This is a genomic window from Sulfuriroseicoccus oceanibius, from assembly GCF_010681825.2.
GTDB classification, from domain to species: Bacteria; Verrucomicrobiota; Verrucomicrobiia; order Verrucomicrobiales; family SLCJ01; genus Sulfuriroseicoccus; species Sulfuriroseicoccus oceanibius.
Map to the genome: position 1 here is coordinate 33,177 of NZ_CP066776.1, position 20,177 is coordinate 53,353.

At 59.6% G+C, this 20,177-nt stretch carries 16 protein-coding genes; 4 read left to right on the forward strand and 12 right to left on the reverse strand.

The genetic code is table 11. The features are described from left to right. Window positions 1-181: 181 nt before the first annotated feature. Window positions 182-1,939 (forward strand): DNA polymerase/3'-5' exonuclease PolX, encoded by a 1,758-nt coding sequence (gene polX, locus G3M56_RS00130; RefSeq protein WP_164364922.1) that lies wholly within the window; start codon window positions 182-184, stop codon window positions 1,937-1,939. A gap of 100 nt (window positions 1,940-2,039) precedes the next feature. Here polX and creC read toward each other — a convergent pair whose 3' ends face one another. The 7 genes from creC to moeB all read right to left on the reverse strand — a co-directional run bounded on the left by creC (window position 2,040) and on the right by moeB (window position 10,663). Continuing rightward, window positions 2,040-3,473, reverse strand: coding sequence for a two-component system sensor histidine kinase CreC (gene creC / locus G3M56_RS00135; protein ID WP_164364921.1), 1,434 nt, complete (start codon window positions 3,471-3,473; stop codon window positions 2,040-2,042). A gap of 50 nt (window positions 3,474-3,523) precedes the next feature. After that, on the reverse strand, window positions 3,524-4,255 hold the full coding sequence (gene creB, locus G3M56_RS00140; protein ID WP_164364920.1) for a two-component system response regulator CreB: 732 nt from the start codon (window positions 4,253-4,255) through the stop codon (window positions 3,524-3,526). A 327-nt stretch (window positions 4,256-4,582) separates the two neighbouring features. Beyond that, entirely contained in the window at window positions 4,583-5,833 is a 1,251-nt protein-coding gene (locus G3M56_RS00145) for an inner membrane CreD family protein (protein WP_164364919.1), read from the reverse strand. Window positions 5,834-5,877: 44 nt separating this feature from the next. Further along, window positions 5,878-7,548, reverse strand: a complete 1,671-nt coding sequence (locus G3M56_RS00150) for a hypothetical protein (RefSeq protein ID WP_164364918.1) — start codon at window positions 7,546-7,548, stop codon at window positions 5,878-5,880. A gap of 348 nt (window positions 7,549-7,896) precedes the next feature. Further along, window positions 7,897-8,676, reverse strand: a complete 780-nt coding sequence (gene map, locus G3M56_RS00155; RefSeq protein WP_164364917.1) for a type I methionyl aminopeptidase — start codon at window positions 8,674-8,676, stop codon at window positions 7,897-7,899. Beyond that, window positions 8,673-9,416 carry an adenylate kinase gene (locus G3M56_RS00160; RefSeq protein ID WP_164364916.1) on the reverse strand — a complete coding sequence of 248 codons (744 nt, stop codon included), beginning with the start codon at window positions 9,414-9,416 and terminating at the stop codon, window positions 8,673-8,675. The genes map and G3M56_RS00160 overlap by 4 nt, the downstream gene beginning before the upstream one ends. Before the next feature lie 77 nt (window positions 9,417-9,493). Further along, a complete protein-coding gene (gene moeB, locus G3M56_RS00165) occupies window positions 9,494-10,663 on the reverse strand; it encodes a molybdopterin-synthase adenylyltransferase MoeB (protein ID WP_164364915.1) in 1,170 nt (389 codons plus the stop codon). Window positions 10,664-11,027: 364 nt separating this feature from the next. Between moeB and G3M56_RS00170 the strand changes: the two genes are divergently transcribed. Next, on the forward strand, window positions 11,028-11,969 hold the full coding sequence (locus G3M56_RS00170; protein WP_164364914.1) for a DnaJ C-terminal domain-containing protein: 942 nt from the start codon (window positions 11,028-11,030) through the stop codon (window positions 11,967-11,969). A gap of 125 nt (window positions 11,970-12,094) precedes the next feature. On the opposite strand, the gene secD is transcribed toward G3M56_RS00170, so the two are convergent. From secD to G3M56_RS00190, 5 genes are all read right to left on the reverse strand, one after another. Further along, window positions 12,095-14,518, reverse strand: coding sequence for a protein translocase subunit SecD (secD, locus tag G3M56_RS00175; RefSeq protein ID WP_164364913.1), 2,424 nt, complete (start codon window positions 14,516-14,518; stop codon window positions 12,095-12,097). A gap of 92 nt (window positions 14,519-14,610) precedes the next feature. Next, window positions 14,611-14,967, reverse strand: coding sequence for a preprotein translocase subunit YajC (gene yajC / locus G3M56_RS00180; RefSeq protein ID WP_164364912.1), 357 nt, complete (start codon window positions 14,965-14,967; stop codon window positions 14,611-14,613). A gap of 35 nt (window positions 14,968-15,002) precedes the next feature. Further along, a complete protein-coding gene (gene tgt, locus G3M56_RS00185) occupies window positions 15,003-16,136 on the reverse strand; it encodes a tRNA guanosine(34) transglycosylase Tgt (RefSeq protein ID WP_164364911.1) in 1,134 nt (377 codons plus the stop codon). A 177-nt stretch (window positions 16,137-16,313) separates the two neighbouring features. Further along, window positions 16,314-16,439, reverse strand: a complete 126-nt coding sequence (locus G3M56_RS14225) for a hypothetical protein (RefSeq protein ID WP_268840000.1) — start codon at window positions 16,437-16,439, stop codon at window positions 16,314-16,316. 49 nt (window positions 16,440-16,488) lie between these two features. Next, complete coding sequence (locus G3M56_RS00190) at window positions 16,489-17,163, reverse strand: DUF3109 family protein (RefSeq protein WP_164364910.1); 675 nt, start codon at window positions 17,161-17,163, stop codon at window positions 16,489-16,491. 219 nt (window positions 17,164-17,382) lie between these two features. On the opposite strand from G3M56_RS00190, the gene rpsU reads away from it, so the two are divergent. Both rpsU and rho read left to right on the forward strand, forming a co-directional pair. Next, the gene (rpsU, locus tag G3M56_RS00195; RefSeq protein WP_164364909.1) at window positions 17,383-17,610 is read left to right on the forward strand and encodes a 30S ribosomal protein S21; all 228 of its coding nucleotides are present in this window, start codon (window positions 17,383-17,385) and stop codon (window positions 17,608-17,610) included. Between the two features lie 581 nt (window positions 17,611-18,191). Then, entirely contained in the window at window positions 18,192-20,111 is a 1,920-nt protein-coding gene (gene rho, locus G3M56_RS00200) for a transcription termination factor Rho (protein ID WP_164364908.1), read from the forward strand. Window positions 20,112-20,177: the final 66 nt, after the last annotated feature.

The following is a 20,177-nucleotide window of genomic DNA, read 5'->3' on the forward strand; positions in this document are numbered from 1 at the left end:
CACCCGCAGGCCGCTCTCGATACGACGATATGCCCTAAGTTAGTGCCATTCGTGACAGCCCCGCCCTCACACCAAGCCCTGCAAGGGCGGCCCAATCCCCCGCATCACGCCCGGCTCCCTCCCCTCATCCCTCCCCTATTCACTGGACGTGCTGGGGAGGCGGGCACAGAGTGTCCGAATCATGAGCAACGGAGCACCGAACGTCAGCCGCGACACCCTGGCCACCACCCTGGAGCAAATTGCGACTCTGCTGGAGTTGCAGGGCGAGAACCCATTCAAGACCCGCGCCTACCGCAATGGCGCCGAAACCGTCCGCAGCTACGACGGTGACATCGTTGCCATCGCCGCCAACAACGAACTGGCAGGCATTCCCGGCATCGGCAAAGCGCTTCAAGACAAGCTCCACGAGCTGGCCAGCACCGGGAAACTCGAGTTCTACGACAAACTGCGCGCCCAGTTCCCCGATACCATTTTCGAACTCTTCGAGATCCAGGGACTTGGCCCAAAGAAAATCAAAGCACTCTACCAGGAACTGGAAGTCGGCTCGATTGCACGCCTGAAAGAAGTCTGCGAATCCGGCGAAGTCTCACAGCTCGGCGGATTTGGCAAAAAAACCGTCGCCAATATCCTCGAGGCCATCGCGTTCCGCGAGCAAAACGCCAGTTCGTTCGACCGCAAAACCGCTACCCACGCCGCAGAAATGATCTGCGACTTCCTCCGCACACTGCCCGATGCCGGACAAATCGAAGTAGCCGGATCGCTGCGCCGCGGCAAGGAAACCGTCGGTGACCTCGACTTTCTGGTCACGACCAAGAACCCACAAGCCGTCTGCGACGCATTCGCCGCCGCTCCATTTGTCGACCGCACCATCGCCCACGGATCAACCAAGGTTTCGATCAACCTGGACAACGGCCTGCAGTGCGACCTACGTGCCATTTCCGCCGACGAGCTTCCGTTCGCCCTCAGCTACTTCACCGGCAGCAAGGAGCACAACGTCGAAGTCCGCTCGCGGATGCGCAAACGCGGTGTCTCGCTCAATGAGTACGGACTGACACCAATCGACGAGGCGAATGCTCCGGAGATCCCAGAAATCCGCACCGAAGCCGACCTTTATAAATTCCTCGAACTCGATTACATCCCACCGGCACTGCGCGAGAACCGCGGCGAGTTCGATGCCGCCGCAGAAGGCACACTGCCACGACTGATCGAACTGGGCGACCTGCGCGGCACGTTCCACAACCACACCGTTGCCTCCGACGGCAATGCCACGCTGCGGGAAATGGCGGAGGCCGCGATCGATCTCGGCCTGGAGTATCTTGGAATTGCCGATCACTCGAAGTCGTCGTTCCAAGCCAACGGCCTCGATGCCTCGCGCCTGCAGTGGCAGATCGACGAAATCCGCAAACTCAACGACGAGTTCAAACAAGAGGGCGTGAACTTCCGTGTCTTCGCCGGCTCGGAGGTCGATATCCTCAAAGACGGGTCGCTCGACTTCCCAGACGACGTGCTCGCCCAACTCGACTACGTCGTGGCCTCGGTGCACAACGCATTCACCCTGCCGGAAGCCCAGCAAACCCAGCGCATCATCGACGCCATCAGCAACCCACACGTCACCATGCTCGGCCACCTCACCGGCCGCTTGTTATTGAAGCGCGAGCCATACGCCGTGGATGTCAATGCCGTCATCGATGCCGCCGCCGAAACCAAAACCATCATCGAACTCAATGCCAACCCACGTCGCCTCGACATGGACTGGCGCCACTGGCACAGCGCCCGCGACCGCGGCGTGCTCTGCTCGATCAACCCGGACGCCCACTCCACCAAAGGCCTGCAAATGCTCCGCTTCGGCATCGACGTCGCCCGCAAAGGATGGCTCCGAAAACAAGATGTGCTCAATACGCGGACGACGAGGGAGGTTGAAAGGTACCTTAACCTGTAGGCAGGTTTTATGTTTTAGGTGATTACGTTTTAAGCGACCTCACCAACCTAGAGCGCAGCCCAACGCTCCATAAAACGTAATCACCTAATCACATAAAACCTCACACCGGCACCCTCATCTCCGCTCTGGCTCCAGAACCGTCAGGGCGGTTCTGAAGCGTTACCGACCCGCCGTGGAGTTCGATGGCCTGGCGGACGAAGCACAGCCCAAGCCCCGAGCTCTTACGGCCGGATTCCGGACGCGCCAGCGAATAGAACCGATCAAACACACGGGAGATCGCGTACTCCGGGATTCCAGCGCCTTCGTCCTCCACGATCACGCGCACCTCGCTCTCGTCAGTTCCATCGACGGTGACGCGCACCTCGCCGTCGGCTGGTGAAAACTCGACTGCGTTCTGCACTAAGTTCCCCAGCGCCATCTCAAGCAGGAACTCCTCACCGCGCACGACCGCCTGGCCGCGACACTCGGCAACCACACGCGGCCCAGCAGCTACATCCATAGGCCGGGCGTGGTCGACCACCCGATGCACCACCTTTGCCAAGTCCACGGGTTCGTCGCACTCCACGCTGTCGCGCGACTCCAACGACGCCAGCGCCAACAATTGATCGTTCAAACTTTGTAGCCTCAACGACTCCGATCGGATGTTAGCGAGCAATCGCTCACGCCGTTCCGGCGGCAACTCGGCATCAAGCAATTCCACCGCGCCCCGGATCGCAGCCACCGGCGACTTCATCTCGTGGGTCATGGTCTGAACGTACGACTCGACGTAACTGCGACCGTCGAGAGCCTCGCGCATGTCCTCTACCGCGTCGCCGAGCACCCGTAAATGCCTTCCAGGCATCTTAGGCGCCGCTGATCTTTCGCCCCGGCTCACCGCTTCCGCGTGGCCGGTCAGCACCCGCAACGGATGCGTCACCCAGCGTGAAAGCAGCCACCCCAGCACCAGCAAAGCCACCGCACCACCCCAAGCCAACGCTTTGATCCGCTTCCTCGTTTGCTCGATGAACACAAGCAAACTGCGCTGCGGCTTCGAAACCGTGAGCGATCCGATAATCTCGCCCCCACTCACAATCGGCGCCGCAACATACATCACCGATGACGCTAGATCCGACTCGTCCAACCGCGACGACCTCGCTCCATACTCCCCGGCCAAGGTGAAAGCCACGTCGCGCAGATGCAAATAACTGCGCCCGACATTCTGAGACTGCTCGGAGTCGAACAGAACCACGCCCTTTGCATCGGTCACATAGACATTCAGCGTAACGTCCTGCTTCAGCAGGTCATAGATCGCGGCGCGCAATTCACGCCGGTGTGCACGCCGCAAGCCTTCGCCCATCGTTGCGTCCACTTCCCCATCCCGCTCAATCTGGGCCGACACCACGCCCGCCAGCACCTCGGCAATGTCGACCATCGGCTCTTCCGCCGCTTCCAGATACTGCCGCTCAACCCGCTCTAACACAGGGTTCAACACAAAGACCACACCGACCACCGCGATGAGGACAAAGCCGAGCAGAATGCGAAGGGTCAGGCTCATAAGATCAGAATCATTGCGTCTTTGGCACTCCGCCTGCGGTCCACCCGTTGCTACAACGGTGCGTTGTCGATCTGCTCCAAGCTATAGCCAATCCCCCGATGCGTCTTGATAAGGTCCGCGGTGGGGCTCACCTGCCGCATCTTCGCGCGCAAGCTCTTGATATGCGTATCCACCGTGCGCTCCATCGACGCCTCAGGTTCTTCCCACGCGGCGTCCATCAATTGCGCACGGGAGAACACCCGCCCCGGACGCTCCTCCATTACCGCTAGCAAACGGAACTCGTAGCGCGACAATTCCAACGTCTCGCCAAAATACCGCACCTGCCAACACTCACGGTCAATCACCAGCGGGGAGGAATCTTCCATTACCGCTCCGGTTTGACCGACCGCTGGTGCCACCGCACCCTCCGCCCGACGCAACACAGCCCGCACCCGCGCATTGAGTTCACGCGGACTGAATGGCTTTGTCACATAGTCGTCGCCACCGATTTCCAACCCGACCACACGGTCGATCTCACTGGCACGCGCGGTAAGGAAGATCACCGGCACCGCCGACGACTCCCGAAGCTTGCGGCACAGGTCGAACCCGGTCATATCCGGCAACCCAACATCCAGCACAACCAGGTCGAAGCGGGCCGCATCCAGCTTCTCCAACGCCTCGCCGCCCGTGGCACAAGCCTCGGAGTCAAAGCCATCGGCTTCCAGCGAGTAGACAATGTTATCGCGGATGGAAGGTTCGTCCTCGACGATCAGGATGCGACGACGTGTGGTGGAATCAAACATAGCGTATGTGAAGAATCGTTCGGGAGAATGGCAGGAAGAACCGCAGAGCGCTAGCGGGAAGATGCATCGATAAATGGAGCGCTGCGATAGCGAAGAGCTGCACCTATCCCACCCCGACCACAAGAGTGTGGTCGCTCCATACGCATCGCGCGTGACACAGGCTCCTTATCTTTATCCTTATCCAAATCTCAATCGGAGCGCAGCGATACCGATAGGGATCCCGATAGCGAACAGGATCACCTCCCACCACCCGATCCATGCACGCGCAGCGCGGGAGGGACGGCATTCCTGGCGTCGAATCGCAGAGCTTCCGTTAGTTCGGCAACCTCACCCCTTCGCCTGGCGCATCGCACTGGCTCCTCCCGGCGGCATGGGCGGTGGGGTTGGCTTGGCTTTGCGCCCCCCGAACTTCTCCCCCCAATCCACCTTAGCCGTGGTCATCATCAACAGCGCCAGAGTCACAATCGCCCCGATGGTAATGGTAAGCCCACTCAATCCATCAAAGAAGAAGCTGTAGCTAAACAACACCATGTACGCGAACTGCGCCGGCAACGAAATGCGCGTGATCCGCCCCCCTCCCACCGCGTGCAGATACCCATTCACCAACACCAACGACACCACCGCCGAGATCGCAAACGCCGGCAACAACGCCACCACATCGACCAGATAGGCAAACAACAACTGGAACGCAAAGCACCCGGCAGCCAGGAAGAAGTAGTTCATCGGGTGCAGGTTGATGCCACGCACCGCGCCGAAAATCAGCAACACAGCAAAGAAGAACAACAACGACACCGGAGCAAAGAAGCTGATCCTTGCAGCCACCGGTCCGGCGTTCAACGCCTTGGGCATGTCCATTCCAATCGACTGCGCACCGATCACATCGGGATAGCTCCAGACAAACTTCCAACCGTCACCGCTACGTTCCCGTTCTACCGGCGACCCCGTTCCCTCGGGGAAGTTGACCTCATCGAAGCTCGTGGTCATCACCAGTTCGAAATTCTGCACGCGATCGGTGTCGCCCAGCAGATAGCCCCAACGGTCTAGCCCACGGCTGTCATACGCGACGCGCAACGGCACACTCCCATGCGGCGGCACCACCACGGCTTGTGTGATCACACCTTCGCTAGGCACCTGTGCACTGGAATCGAGATCGCCGAGCACGAAGGCAAAGTTCGTGTAACTCGCCTCCTTCGCCGGCAATTTGAACGAGACATAGATGGTTTGCGCGATCGGCGTGGGGTTTGGAATCTCGTACTGTGCGTGGAAGCCCGTCTTGTATCCGCGGTACCAGAACAAGCCCTTGCGCAACGGCTCATAGTCCAAATCCACAGCGATCCGACTCGACCTCGGCCGCACGAAGCTGCGCCCCTTTTCGCCGGTCGGCGAGACATACCACGCCACCGGATGCGCCTGGGCCATTGACGGCCCCCAGTTCCCCGCCACCCCTTTATCCATCTCACGCGCACCATCCTCGGTGCGGTAGGTCAATGCGCCGCCAAGTAGAAACCACGCCACCGCGGTGCAGCCGAAAATAAACACCGTCGCCAACAATCTCCGTACAGTCAGTTGATTCTTCATTTCTTCCATTCGTTAAATTTTTCGATCCAATCGTTCATCTCTTCTCACAGGCTCGCCTTGCGGTAGAACACCGACACCTTGGGCGCAGCGTCTCGGAACAACTGCTTGCTAAGGACCAGCCATTTGCCCGCGCCTCCTCCCTCAACAATTTCCAGGTTCCCCTCCAACGCAGTCGCCTCGTAAGCCGGCGGCAACCACAAGCGCCAGCTCATCTCGTGCGCGAACAACGGAGTCGCAGGCAGCTCCAACTCCAGCCGACCGTCAACCGGCGCCAGCTTCTCCAACTCTGAAGTAAACGAGTACTTCACCACAGACACGCCGTCCTTTCCGGTTCCCACCGGCACATCGAGACTTCCGTCCGCATTCACCAGTGGATCCACCCGCATGCCATCGACCGCACACCCGAGCAACGCACTACCAGCGGGAAGCTCAAGCCGCCAACGAATCGGCGCATCATGGGCAATCGTCACTTGCCCTTCGGAGAGCGATCCTCCATTCACCGCCACTTTGGTCGACATCTCCGACTTCCGGATCACCGCCTCGGCCGTCTGCAACCGCTCGCGCTCCACCCACTCGAGCTCCACCTCCTCACCGGCATTGGATTCCACCCGGATACGCTGCACCTGTGCGCTTACCGGCCGTTGATACCAATCCGGCAATTCCGCGTCCATACCCCAATCACGGACGCCCTCCACCGATGTCACATCCACTGCGGCATCAGTTAGAACGGATGCAACCACTGGCACCTCGAGCCCTCCCTCCAATTGTGGCCACTGCCAACTCCACCCATTCCCGTCTGGATCAAGAGGCAACGAATAACCCACCGACACCTTGCGGGACGCAGCGCCATCCGCCGCCCACTGAAGCCGCACCATCCGCATGCCATCGCGCATCCCGAATCGTTGCCAGTTGACCAGGCCCGCACCAAACAAGTCCTGAACGAGCGCACCAGCCGGCAGCAACAACACCGCAGAATCCGCATCGGCCTCATCCGGGTTGGCCAAGTTCATCCGCAACACCATCGCCACCTGCAAATCCCCCTCCTCTTCCACCACCACAGCGCTCGCCCGCGCACTCCACTCCGGAGCCACGTCCGGCCGATCATCGACCAGCACGACAGCGACCTCGCCACCTTCAGCCGGCAACAAGAAACCTCCGCCGCCGGCATCCACGGCACCACGGACCTTCGCCAGCTTCCCATCCTCCAAGTTCTCCAATTGCAAACGCACCCGGTTGGCGGGATGCACATCCAAAGCCAAAGTTTCGTTAGTTTGGACATCGAGGGCAAAATCGATCTGCACATTGTGATCGCCGCGCCCCTCGACCACCAAACAAATCCTCCCATCACGGGTGACCAGCGTCGCCTCATCCGGCGCCACCCTCGTGATCGCGTATCCTGCATTCAAAATCGGCACCAACTGTGGAGCATCCTGCAACGAGCGCACTGCAACCTCCACCCGCCCGGCATTCCCTGCCTCAGCCCCAAAATCCACCGTATAGCAAGCCGACCGCACAACCGCCCCGACCGGTAATGTCGGTTCATCCTCTGCATTCGCCGCATCCGCCTCCCGCGCTGCCTTCGCCATTTCCAGCGCAAAGGCATCCAATGGCAACGTGACCCTGGCTCCCTGTAATGCGCGTTCTTCGTCGTCGGCATGCCCAATCGCACACCAACCCAACAACAACCCGATAACAATTCGTGGATGGATTTTCATAACACCCCGACTCTGCCGAGTGATTATGAAATGATTGTGAAGCCACGGTGAATTAGCCGTGAAAGCCTGCGTTTTTGCTTCCACCGACCACAAGAGTGTGATCGCTCCATACGCATCGCGCGTGACACGTGCTCCTTATCTTTATCCTTATCCAAATCCTCATCGGAGCGCAGCGATCCCGATCCCGATAGCGATAAAGTTCACCTATTCTCGCCCGAACGATGCACGCGCAGCGCTGGGGGGACGGCATTCCTGCCGTCGGATCGAGCAAGATCGATCCTCCCCCCCACAAAAAAACCGAAGCCCCTGGAACGAGGCTTCGGTTGAAAATCATCAGGTTTCCGAACCTTAAATTCCGACCGGCTTCTCGATCCGGCGGTCACGCGGCGTAAGGATTTCCGCCTTCTTCTTACCCACCGCCACGGTGTGCTCGAAGTGCGAAGAGAACGCCCCATCGCGGGTCACGACCGTCCAATCGTCTTCAAGGATCCGCACCGCGGCGCTGCCTGCGTTCACCATTGGCTCGATCGCCAGGATCATGCCTTCCTTGAGCTTTGGACGTGCGCCCTTGCGGCCGAAGTTCGGCACTTGTGGCTCTTCGTGTAGTTTGCGGCCGACACCATGGCCAACAAACTCACGCACCACGCGGAAGCCATGGGCCACGACCACTTCCTCAACGCTGGCACAAAGATCACCCAACATATTGCCGTCCACCGCATGCTCGATCGCAGCGTGGAGCGACTCTTCGGTAGCGTAAAGCAAACGATGGGTCAGCGGGTCCATATCACCCACCGGCACGGTGATCGCATTGTCACCGATCCAGCCATCCTTCACCACACCGACGTCGATCTTGACGATGTCGCCGAGCTGGATGCGGCGCTCACCGCCGATGCCATGAACCACCTCCTCATTCATCGAGATGCAGATGGTTCCTGGAAAACCATGGTATCCCAGGAAGGCGCTCTTGAGGCCCATCTTCGCGATCATCTCGGCGGCGAACTGGTCGACCTCGCCGGTGGTCACACCTGGTTTGATGACGTCGGCGGTTGCCAACAGCACATCACGGGCGGCCTCACCGGCGGCACGCATGCCATCGAGAGCTTTTCCTTTGCGGAGTGGGATCGTCATTTTTCTTGGGTGTCAGGTTTGAGTAGGTCGAGAATGCTGCGTGATACATCGTCTGGCAAGCGAGACCCGTCAACCCGACGCAATTTCCCAATCTCGGCATAGTGGTCGATCACCGGCACCGTCATATCGAGGTACTCTTGGAAACGCCCGCGGAACACATTCACGTCGTCATCCGTGCGGCGAACCAATTCCCCACCGCAGTCCGGACAGGCATCGTTCATCGAGTTCACCCGGCCGCCAAGACGCAATGGCTGGCCGCAACCACCGCACAACACACGGCGTGCCACGCGTGCTTCCAGATCGGCCTGCATCACATCGAGCACAATCACCGCATCAAGCTCCTGCCCGCGTTCGCGCATCCACTGGTCGAGCAACTCGGCCTGGTGCAGTGTGCGCGGGAAGCCATCGAGGACAAACCCGCCGCCGCCGTGCTCACCGACTTCATCGTCGACCACTTCCATCGCGACCTCGTCAGGCACCAGGCGCGCCTGGCTCATGTACTCGCGGCAACGCTCACCGAGCTCGGTCCCGCGCGCCATGTGGTCACGGATCGCCGATCCCGTCGACAGATGGAACAAGCCCAACTCATCAGCCAATACCTTCGCCTGACTTCCCTTACCCGACGCTGGAGGCCCAACCAGGACCACTCGCAACACCGACGATTCATCTTTTGCGCTTTCGCTATTCACCCCGCAAAACTCGCATAGAACGAGTCCATCGCAAGTGGCTTGGAGTTCCATCCAGTGGACGGAGCACTCTCCGAGCCTCCATTAACAAGCCGCGCCACACCGCATTCAGACGCCGTACCGAACCCGCGCTACTCCATCTCGAGCCCCGCCGCCTTCCACGCATCCATGCCACCGGCCACGTTGATGAGATTCTTCACCCCGGCATCGCGCAGCGCCTTGCACGCGCGCAAACTACGCCCCCCTGCTTTGCAGATGACGTAAACAGAGTCCAGCCCCTCGCACTCCGCGCACACCGCATCAAAGCGCTGCTTCAAAGTGCTCAATGCTTCCAGCCTCGATCCCGGTGCACGCCCACTGGCGAACTCTTTCTCCTCCCGCACATCGAGCACGACGGCACCTGCGGGCACCCCATTGCGGATCACATCCCACAGGCCGGTCACTGAGATGTTGCGCACGCCCTCGGCGGCAAACTCCGGCATACCGGAATCTCCCGGCAGCCCACAGAAACCCTCATAGTCCACCAACCCGGTCTGGGTCGGGTGGTCGCCGCACAACTTGCACTGAGGGTCGCGCCGCACCGCAAACGAGCGGAACGAGGTCGTCAGCGCATCGTAGTGCACCAATTTCCCCAACGGCGGTTCGCCAACTCCGGCCAACAACTTCACCGCTTCCATCGCCTGCATCGATCCAATCACCCCGGGCAGCGCACCAATCACCCCCGCCTCGGCACACGATGGCACCGCATCAGGAGCTGGCGGTTCAGGAAAAAGACAGCGGTAGCATGGCCCGCCCAAATGCGGCGCAAACACACTCACCTGCCCTTCGAACAACAAGATCGAGCCGTACACATTCGGCTTCTTCAGCAACACTGCCACATCGTTGCTCAGGAAGCGCGTTGGGAAGTTATCCGTTCCATCCAGAATCACATCGTAGTCAGCCGCGATCTCCTTTGCATTCGCCGCCGTGAACCGCACTTCGTGCACATCCACCTGCACGTTCGGGTTGATCTCTTTCAACCTCTCCACCGCAGATGCCAACTTACTCCGCCCGACCCCGGACTCGCCGTGGATAATCTGACGCTGCAAGTTGCTACGTTCGACCACATCCGCATCGACCAATCCGACCCGCCCGACCCCGGCCGCCGCAAGATACATCGCCGCGGGAGACCCCAGCCCACCGGTGCCAATGCACAACACCGCCCCGTTTTTGAGTCGTTGTTGTCCGTCGGTGCCAAACCCGGGCAGAGTCAGGTGCCGTGCGTAGCGATCCAGTTCGTCGCGGTTGAGCGTGTGATCCATGCGCGCATTATCGCGCCCCCTCTCCCCGAGGCAAGTCACCGCATCCCTTATCCTCATCGCTATCGCGATCCCCCCCCAATCGGAGAGCTCCCGCCAATTCAACGACCTCCCCGTCCGCCGACCACATGAGTGTGGTCGCTCCATACGCTTCGCGGGAGCCCTGCACTCGTTATCTTTATCCATATCCAAATCCTCATCGGAGCGCAGCGATCCCGATAGCGATAAAGTTCACCTACTCCCGCCCGATCCATGCACGCGCAGCGCTGGGGGGGACGGCATTCCTGCCGTCGAATCGGGAACCGCCGCCCCACATCAACCGCCGCCGCATCCACCGCCCAACAAACAAACGTATCGCCATCGAGCTATGAACTTCCGCGACTACTATGAGGTCCTCGGTGTCTCCAAAGACGCCACGGCTGACGAAATACGCAAAGCCTTCCGCAAGCTCGCCCGCAAATACCACCCAGATGTGGCTGAGGACAAAGAAGCCGGTGAGGAGAAGTTCAAACAAATCAACGAAGCCTACGAAGTCCTCGGCGACCCTGAAAAGCGCAAGAAATACGATACCCTCGGCCAGAACTGGAACCAACCCGGTGCCGGGTTCACAGGCGCCGCCGGCGGTATGGGACAAGGCGGATACGAATACCACTTCAGTGGCACCGGCTTCTCCGACTTCTTCGAGCAATTCTTCGGTCGCGGTGCCCATGGTATGGCAGGCATGTCCGGAGGTGGCTACAGCGATCCCTTCAGTCGCCCGTCGGGCCCACGCAAAGGCGTCAGCGTGGATGCTGACCTGCTGGTCTCGCTCGAGGAAGCCTTCACCGGTGCCCAGCGCAAGCTGCGCCTCCAGGCACGAGACTCCGGCGAAGTGCGCGAGGTCACTGTCAAAATCCCGAGAGGCGTGGAAGACGGCCAACTCTTGCGCGTCCGTGGCTACGGGGGAGAAGGGATCAACGGCGGCGATCCCGGAGACCTTTACCTTCACGTCCGCATCGAGAGCCATCCGTTCTTCACCGTCGACCGCAGCGATCTCCTGTGCACGCTCGATCTGGCGCCATGGGAAGCCATGTTCGGCACCAAAGCGACCATCAAGACCCTCAAGGGGAAAATCAGACTCACCATCCCGCCCAATACCGAAGCCGGAGAAACACTCATCGCCTCAGGCATGGGCATGCCCCGTTCAGACGGCACCACCGGTGACCTTCACGCCACCGTCCGCATCGTGGTCCCGGAAAACCCGGACCCCGAAGAACGCGCGAGATGGGAGCACCTACGGGATACCAGCACGTTCAAGCCGAGGGAGTAACCAAACCCTGTTCATAGGTCCCATTAGTCCAATAGGTCCTATAAGAAAGCCCCCCTACAGAACCCACAAAAAAACCGGCGCACCCAGAAGGACGCGCCGGCTTTGATTTGAGTACTTGAGGTCGCTTACTCGTGGTCCGCCTGAGCGGTACGGGCGAGCTCTTTCGCAGCCTCGGTCTCCTGCACTTCCTTGCGCAGGTTCTTGCCGGTGCGCTTCGACCACCAGAGAGTCACTGGCGATGCCACGAAGACCGACGAGTACGTACCGACGATCACACCGATCAGAATGGTCAGCGAGAAGTCACGCATGCCAGGACCACCGAAGATGGTCAGCGTAAGCAGCGTCAGGATCGTGGTGCCCGAGGTAAGGAGCGTACGGCTCAGGGTTGCGTTCAATGCGTCGTTGACGATATCCGCTACGTTGCCGCTCTTATTCTGCAGGTTCTCACGGATACGGTCGAACACGACGATGGTGTCGTTGATCGAGTAACCTGCGATCGTGAGGAACGCACCGACCTGGATGACGGACATCTCAATGTTGAGCAGCACCGCAATACCGCCGGCAATGATCAAGTCGTGCACCAAGGCAGCCAAGGCACCCACCGCGAACGAGAACTCATAGCGCAAGCTGATGAAGAGCATGATCGCCAGCAAGCCGACACCGAGAGCGACTCCCGATTCGGTCAGCAACGATTTACCCATGGCCGGCCCCACACTCTGCACGCTGTGCGTCACGATCAGGTCGCCATTGCCATCCTGCTCGCCGAGCACTGGGATATCGCTGCGCAGGTGGTCGATGATACCGAGGTTTGTCTGGTTGCCGTCGTCATCAAACTGACTGAGCGCGGTGTTGTCCGCTGCGTGGATCGTCACGAACGTTCCAGCACCGGAAACATCGCCCTGGGCCTGAACCACCGGCTGCTGAGCCAGGTTCAACTTGGCCAACGAATCCTTCACCTCGGCAACGGTGATCTCTTTGTCGCCTGGGACTTTGAACTGAATCTCGTCACCACCGCGGAAGTCGATGCCAAGTGCATTCTCTCCCTTGATGCCGAACGAGGCGAGCGCCACGGCGATCACACCGAGCGACACCACCAAGGCGAGCTTGCGCTTGCCGATGAAGTCGAAGGTCGGAACCTTGAACTTGCCGCCGATGGAAAGCTTCTCCAGCAATCCGCCGGTCATCAGCCACCAGAAGCAAACTCGGGTGACAATGAGCGAGGCGAACAAGGAAGCCACAATACCCACCATCAAGGTCACAGCGAAGCCGCGCACGGCGTCGGTCGCCATCACGAACAAAATCGCAGCCGTGATCAAGGTGGTCAGGTTGGCATCAAAAATCGCCGAGAATGCCTTTTCGTAAGCAGCCTCAATCGCAGCACCAATCGACTTGCCGTTGGCGCGCTCTTCCTTCAAGCGCTCGTAGATCAGCACGTTGGCGTCCACCGCCATACCGATGGTCAACACGATACCGGCGATACCCGGCATGGTGAAGGTGAATTGGAATGCCGCCATGATGCCGAACAACAAGATGATGTTCACCACCAGACCGAAGATGGCGATGAAGCCAGGCAAACGGTAGTAGATCGCGACAAAGAAGAGCGTCAGCAGCAAACCGGCCACACCAGCGAGCAAGCCCTGGCGCACCGCGTCTTTACCGAGTGACGGCGAGATCGAGCGTTCGTCGACCACTTCCATCGCTTCTTCCAATGGGTTGTTGAGCGCGTTGGCGAGACCTCGGGCTTCCGCGTCGCTTGCCATACCGGAGATCTGACAACTGCCACCAGCGATAGCTTCGTTGAGGTTCGGTGCGCTGATCACCTCACCGTCGAGGACGATGGCGAGGCGGCGGCCCACGTTATCTTTGGTGATCTCGAAGAACTTGGTAGCGCCTTCGCTGTCGAAGTTGAGGTGGACGATGTTGCCTTCACCCGGAATGAACCCACCGGACGATTGCTTCACGTACTTACCGCTGAGCACCGGCTCACGCTCCAAAAGCACCTGCTCGGTGCTCTCGAGGTTCCCCTGCTTGTCGTAATGCTCAAGCGTCTTGAGGTCGTAGCCACCAACATATTCCGTCCCGGCTTCCACTTCTGGAGCGAGAGTCGACGACTGCGGGTGAAGCAAGTGGAAGTCGAGCTTGGCAGCTTTTTCCAACTGCTCACGAATGCTGTCGCGCTGGCTGTCCTCGATGCCAGGCATCTGGACAATGAGCTGGTCGTCACCGCGCTCGAACAACTTGAGATCCGCACTGCCCATCTCATTGAGACGCTGGCGGATCACCACCTTGGCCTGCTCCAGAGCGGTAGGAGAAAGCTCCTTGCCTGGGGTTGGTCGCAGTTCCAACACAAACGAGCTACCACCAGCCAGGTCGATACCGCGCTTGAGGCGCTTCTCCGGCGGATACGCTCCGAACAAACCAATCACCACCAGGGTGACGGTGAGCATGGTTCCAATCCAGCGCTTCTTGGCCGGGTTCTCCGTGGCGAAGTACCAGAAGAACGTGGCAAGAATGCCGAACGACAGGGCGAAAATAAGAATAGGGTCCATAATGAATCAATGACGCGACGGCGCATCAGCCGCGCATAATGGGAAGGATCAGTGGGGGATGGCAACGCCTGAATCGCCCTACTGCAAAGAATTTACTTCTTTTCTTCCTTCGCTGGAGCCGATCCGGCCTTTTCGTCGTCTTTGGTCACGACGGTGGCGACAGCGCTCTTTTCGAACTCAATCTTCACGTTGTCGGCCACTTTGAGCACGAGTGTGCGCTCTTTCACGTTGGCAACGATGCCGTTGATGCCGCCGATGGTGACGACCTTCATGCCGGTCTTGAGCGACTTGACCTTGGCTTCGAGCTCCTTCTGACGCTTGCGCTGCGGGCGGATCAGAATGAAGTAGAACATGACGAACATGAGAACCATCATGATGACGGTGCCCATTGGGTTCCCCTGATTGCTTTGAGCGAGGAGTTCGAGTGATGATGCGAGGTTTGTGTTCATAAGCTATTGATAGGAAAAGGATTCGCGAAACCGCTCTAATAATTGCGGGCTTCGTAGCGCTCGATGAACTCATTCTTGAATTCCTCGAATCGATTGGCGCTGATGGCCTCACGCGCTTGCTGCATAAGGGTGAGAAAGAAATGCAGATTATGTAGGGAAAGCAACCTCAATCCGAGGATTTCTCCCGCTTTGATCAGGTGTCTAATATAGGCTCGCGAGAACGGAAGCACGGTAGGGTGCGTATCCGGATGCAGCGGCGAAGTATCGAACTCGTGACGTGCGTTCTTGAAGTTGATCGGACCATCGAAGGTAAACGCCATGCCATTGCGGGCGACTCGGGTTGGCATCACGCAGTCAAACATATCCACCCCGCGGGCGATCATCTCAAGCAACTGCGGCGGCGTGCCCAACCCCATCGCATAGCGCGGCTTGTCTTCAGGCAGGAACGGCACGGCATGATCCATGGCGCGCATCATTTCCACTTCCGGCTCACCCACACTCACACCTCCGATCGCATAGCCATCGAAGCCAAGATCGACCAGCGCACGGGCCGAGCGCTCGCGCAAGTCCGCATACACCGAGCCCTGGACAATTCCAAAGTGCAACTGCCGCCCGCCATCCGTAGCCTCCGGACGGTTGGCATCCACCCAGTCGCGGCAACGCTTGGCCCACCGGGATGTCAGGTCGGTGCTCTCTTCCGCATAACTGCGCTCGCACGGGTACGGCGGGCACTCGTCGAAAAGCATCGCAATGTCACTACCCAGGCGCGCCTGGATCTCCATCGAAACCTCCGGCGAGAGCATCATCGCCGCGCCATTCAGGTGGTTCTGGAAGCGCACACCTTCTTCGGTGATCTTGCGCAGCTTTGCCAACGACCACACTTGGAATCCACCTGAGTCCGTCAAAATCGGGCGCTGCCACTGCATGAAATTATGCAACCCGCCAAATTGGTCGATCACATCGAGCCCCGGACGGAGGTAGAGGTGATACGTGTTGCCCAGAATAATCTGCGCCTCGATCGCCAACAAATCGTCGGGGTGCAGGGTTTTAACGGTCCCCTGGGTTCCCACCGGCATGAAAATCGGCGTCTCAATCACACCGTGCGGCGTGGTCAGGCGCCCGCGCCGTGCTTTTGTCGTGGCGTCGGTATGCAGCAGTTCGAATGACATGGCGGACGATCGACGGGAGCGGCCGGAAAATCAAGCGGTGAGGGAAGCAACCCAATGGGCCCTATAAACCCTGGAGGAACTGTTGGAAATCACAGGTATGAATGGCACTAACTTAGTCCGAGCGTCGTCAATTCCGCGCTGAAAGCGCGTCTCATACCAGCCTGGGGTCAGCGAGCCTCAGGCGAGCGCCACCCCAGGCAACTCCGCCCCCCATCCGGCCAAGCGTTCGATCCCGCCAAACCGCAGCGCCCACCCGCAGGCCGCTCCCGACACGACGACGCACCCCAATTTGGCACCATTCATGACAGGCATCATCACCGCAACGCCCCTCTGAAAACTCCCAAACTGAACACTAGCAAACTTCTTCAGCATTCAGCTCGCCCAGTAGATCCCGCCCGCAAATCATAGAAAGCCGCTCCAGCTCCGGCGCGAGCGCCACTTTTGCCGGCTGCCCGTCTGGATCCGGTCGACCACAGTGGGTGCAACTGGAAAAACCAGCGTAGCCCGGCGCCTTCTGCGGATCGTTCTCCGGCGATGGCAAAGTCAGCACCGGACGTTCACCACGCCGCCCACTCTTGACCAATAATGGATGCAGCCAGCATGTCAGCGGTTTGTGGAACCAGGGATCAAACCCATGCGCCATCGAATAGCGCTGGATTGCACAACGACCGAGCTCGTCGAGAAAGGCACAGCGGGTGCGCGGAAAGTGCGACGGATAGTCCTTCGCCAACAAATCAACCGCCGACGGGACCGCCCGCGTCTTAGTCCGCCCGCGCCCGGTCGTTTCAAACAAGGACTCCACCGGAGTCTCCAAATCAGCGAATGCCTGCGGCTGCTCTGCGACCAGTTGTTCAATATGCTCACGCTCCTCCGACGAGAGATAGACTCCGTCATGACAGCATGTGGCACGACAGCGTTCCAACTGGCAAGCGCGTACCCGTTGGTCAAATGCGGGAAAATCGATGGCCGCCTCACGCACTTGATCGCGCAAAATGGCAGCGGTTTGCTGATGTTGAGTGAGGCCCATATCCGGTATCCTTTTACCATTCTCCGGATCGCGGCTGAGATCCACTCTGAATGACTGGATCTCAGACCGTTGCATCCCCCGCGCCGCGGCACCACATTTCCCCCTTGACGCGATTGGGATGTGAACCTACGTTCCCCACCCCTTGCCAGACCAAGGTGAGTGACAATTCATTGTCGCTGCAATTCCCTTCATTTTTCGATTTAGAAAGAACATACGATCATGCCAGAGGTAACCATCAACAAAGGCGAGCCAGTCGACCGCGCACTCAAGCGCCTCAAGTCCAAAATGGAATCCGAGGGAATCCTCGAAGAAGTTCGCCGCTTGCGCGCATTCGAGACCCCAACCCAGAAGCGTCTCCGCAAGTCCCGCGCCGCTGCCAAGCGCGCTAAAGTCCGTTGGAAATTCTCGATGAGCGACATCAAGAAGGAAGCCGCTGAGAATGCCTAATTTCCCCGAAGGGAATTGCCTTCAGCTCCGCTGAAATTTCTCTGAATCACGACGACCGCAGCAGGCCCAGCCGCTGCGGTCGTTTTGTATATCCAGCCCGGTACCGTAGATCCTCCTGGCGCAGGATCCGGCACCGCCACGGCCCAAGGCACCAAACCGTTGACCCCCAAGAGGTGCCCTCTTTATAATTTCCCTTGCGTTTATACGGGATCCCCTCAAATTATACCCCGTAAGCCGCTGGTGCCTGACACCCGCCCGATTGACCCAGTGATCACGGGGGATCCCTCCATTCCCAGCGCTTCCACCGCATGCCACGTCCCGGCAGCGTGACGTTCCTACAACGCCCCCGCCCGGACACCGCGCGATCCGCATCTACGGACCACTGCATCCCAAGCGAGCAGACCCAACCGGATGGCAAGGCAATCCCCCACCGACCGAACAACTGCACCCGCATGGAGCCATAGGCGGATGATCATTCCCTGATCTACCCAGCCCTCACTTCCTTCATCACCGCACGTAACGAGCAGCGGCACCAAACACACGCCGTCCTCCCAGCTCCTTCTGATTTCCCCAATTCTGGTATGTCCGAATCCGACAACACTCCTCCAACCGGCGCCGAAGACGCCCAAGCCGCGCCGAAGAAGAAGACCACGCGCAAAAAAGTAGCGGCAAAGAAAACCGCTGCCAAAAAGACCGCGGCAAAGAAGACGACTACCAAAAAGACGGCAGCCAAGAAAACCACCGCGAAGAAAACGACGCGCAAAAAGGCAGCCACCAAGAAAGTCGCCAGCGAGGCACCTGCGGAACCAACACCGGCTCCAAAAGCAACGTCCACTGACGAATCTCCAAAGCGAGACATCAAGCCCGCTGCGGAAAAACCCGCACCAGAAAAGACGGCACCACCAAAGGAGAGCACACCTCCAGCCCAACCTGCTGCAAATACGCCCGCCCCTCAATCCGCACCGACCGAGGAACCATCCAAACCCAAGGTCACACGCGAATCCATTTCCCGCCGCCCACGACGCGACAACCGCGAACGGACCGACGATCAAGACGAACGCGGCGAGCGCAACGAGCGCAATGACCGACGCGGCGGACGCCGCAACGACCGCGATCGCGATCGCGAACCGTCAGACTCAAACGACGAGCAAGGCGAGCGCTCAGATCGCAATGACCGGCGCGGAGGACGCCGCAACGACCGACGCGGTGGACGTAACAACCGCGACCGCAACCGACGCGGCGGGCGCAACAACCGCCGCGGACGCCGCAACGACAACGACCAGCCAGACGTCGACACCGATCACGATTTCGACGAAATCGACGACGATCCAAACGTCAAGCCAGGCTTCCGCGACCGCAAGCGCAACCGCGAGCAACTCAAACTCGACACCGCGCGCCCATGCGAAGGGTTCCTGGAGATTTCCACCAAAGGATTCGGCTTCCTGCGCACCCGCCAGTCCGGCTTCCAGCCATCGCCATCAGACGTCTTCGTCCTCCCGGACACCGTGCGCCACTTCGGCCTGCGCCAGGGCATGATGATTATCGGTGAAGCTTGTGACGGCCCGCGCGGCCCGCAGATGACCGACGTCAAATCCGTCAACGGCCGCTCACCGGAAGCCTTTAAGGCGCTTTCCTACTTTGAGGAACTGACCGCGATCAACCCGGATCGCCGTTTCGTTCTGGAAACCACACCGGATCGTTACACCACCCGCGTGATCGACATGATGACCCCGATTGGCCGAGGCCAGCGAGGACTGATCGTCGCCCCACCGCGCGCCGGTAAGACCACCCTGCTTCAGCACATTGCCGAAGCCATCAGCGAGAACTACGAGGACGTTCACTTGATGACATTGCTCATCGACGAGCGTCCGGAAGAAGTCACCGCACTCACCCGCTCGCTGCCGAACGCCGAAGTATTTGCCAGCTCAAACGACAACGACGCCCGCAGTCACATGCGTGTCGCCGAGTTCGCCATCGAGCGCGCCAAGCGCCTCGTCGAAGAAGGGCGTGACGTCTTCATCCTGCTCGACTCCATCACCCGTCTCGGCCGCGCGTTCAACAACGCCAAGCGAGGCAAAGGCCGCAGCATGTCGGGCGGTGTCGATATCCGCGCACTGGAAATTCCACGTAAACTCTTCGCTGCCGCGCGCAACACCCGCGAAGCAGGCTCGCTGACCATCATCGCCACCGCGTTGATCGAAACCGGAAGCCGCGCCGACGACCTGATTTTCCAGGAGTTCAAAGGCACCGGTAACATGGAACTGGTTCTCGACCGCAAGATCGCGCAAAAGTACGTCTACCCAGCCGTCGATATCTTCCGCTCCGGCACCCGCCGCGAAGAACTGCTGCTGCCGCCACACCAACTGGCGAAGATCTCACTCATCCGCCGCGGTCTCTCGGGCCACAAGCCGATCGAAGCCATCGAGCGCTTGCTCACCTTCCTTGAGCGCTTCCCGAACAACGCGCAGATGCTAATGGAGATCAAAGCCCAGGGATACTAACCCACGGCGCCCACTTCAGAATCAAACAAAAGGGACCGCTCATGCGGTCCCTTTTTCGTATCGAGC

Excerpts from the sequence above, each read along its gene's own strand:
- rho (WP_164364908.1), top strand. The coding sequence starts at position 18,192 with ATGTCCGAATCCGACAACACTCCTCCAACCGGCGCCGAAGACGCCCAA.
- rpsU (WP_164364909.1), top strand. The coding sequence starts at position 17,383 with ATGCCAGAGGTAACCATCAACAAAGGCGAGCCAGTCGACCGCGCACTC.
- secD (WP_164364913.1), bottom strand. The coding sequence starts at position 14,518 with ATGGACCCTATTCTTATTTTCGCCCTGTCGTTCGGCATTCTTGCCACG.
- map (WP_164364917.1), bottom strand. The coding sequence starts at position 8,676 with ATGACGATCCCACTCCGCAAAGGAAAAGCTCTCGATGGCATGCGTGCC.
- creC (WP_164364921.1), bottom strand. The coding sequence starts at position 3,473 with ATGAGCCTGACCCTTCGCATTCTGCTCGGCTTTGTCCTCATCGCGGTG.
- G3M56_RS00160 (WP_164364916.1), bottom strand. The coding sequence starts at position 9,416 with ATGGAACTCCAAGCCACTTGCGATGGACTCGTTCTATGCGAGTTTTGC.
- G3M56_RS00145 (WP_164364919.1), bottom strand. The coding sequence starts at position 5,833 with ATGAAGAATCAACTGACTGTACGGAGATTGTTGGCGACGGTGTTTATT.
- yajC (WP_164364912.1), bottom strand. The coding sequence starts at position 14,967 with ATGAACACAAACCTCGCATCATCACTCGAACTCCTCGCTCAAAGCAAT.
- tgt (WP_164364911.1), bottom strand. The coding sequence starts at position 16,136 with ATGTCATTCGAACTGCTGCATACCGACGCCACGACAAAAGCACGGCGC.
- polX (WP_164364922.1), top strand. The coding sequence starts at position 182 with ATGAGCAACGGAGCACCGAACGTCAGCCGCGACACCCTGGCCACCACC.
- G3M56_RS00190 (WP_164364910.1), bottom strand. The coding sequence starts at position 17,163 with ATGGGCCTCACTCAACATCAGCAAACCGCTGCCATTTTGCGCGATCAA.
- creB (WP_164364920.1), bottom strand. The coding sequence starts at position 4,255 with ATGTTTGATTCCACCACACGTCGTCGCATCCTGATCGTCGAGGACGAA.
- G3M56_RS00170 (WP_164364914.1), top strand. The coding sequence starts at position 11,028 with ATGAACTTCCGCGACTACTATGAGGTCCTCGGTGTCTCCAAAGACGCC.
- moeB (WP_164364915.1), bottom strand. The coding sequence starts at position 10,663 with ATGGATCACACGCTCAACCGCGACGAACTGGATCGCTACGCACGGCAC.
- G3M56_RS00150 (WP_164364918.1), bottom strand. The coding sequence starts at position 7,548 with ATGAAAATCCATCCACGAATTGTTATCGGGTTGTTGTTGGGTTGGTGT.
- G3M56_RS14225 (WP_268840000.1), bottom strand. The coding sequence starts at position 16,439 with ATGAATGGTGCCAAATTGGGGTGCGTCGTCGTGTCGGGAGCGGCCTGC.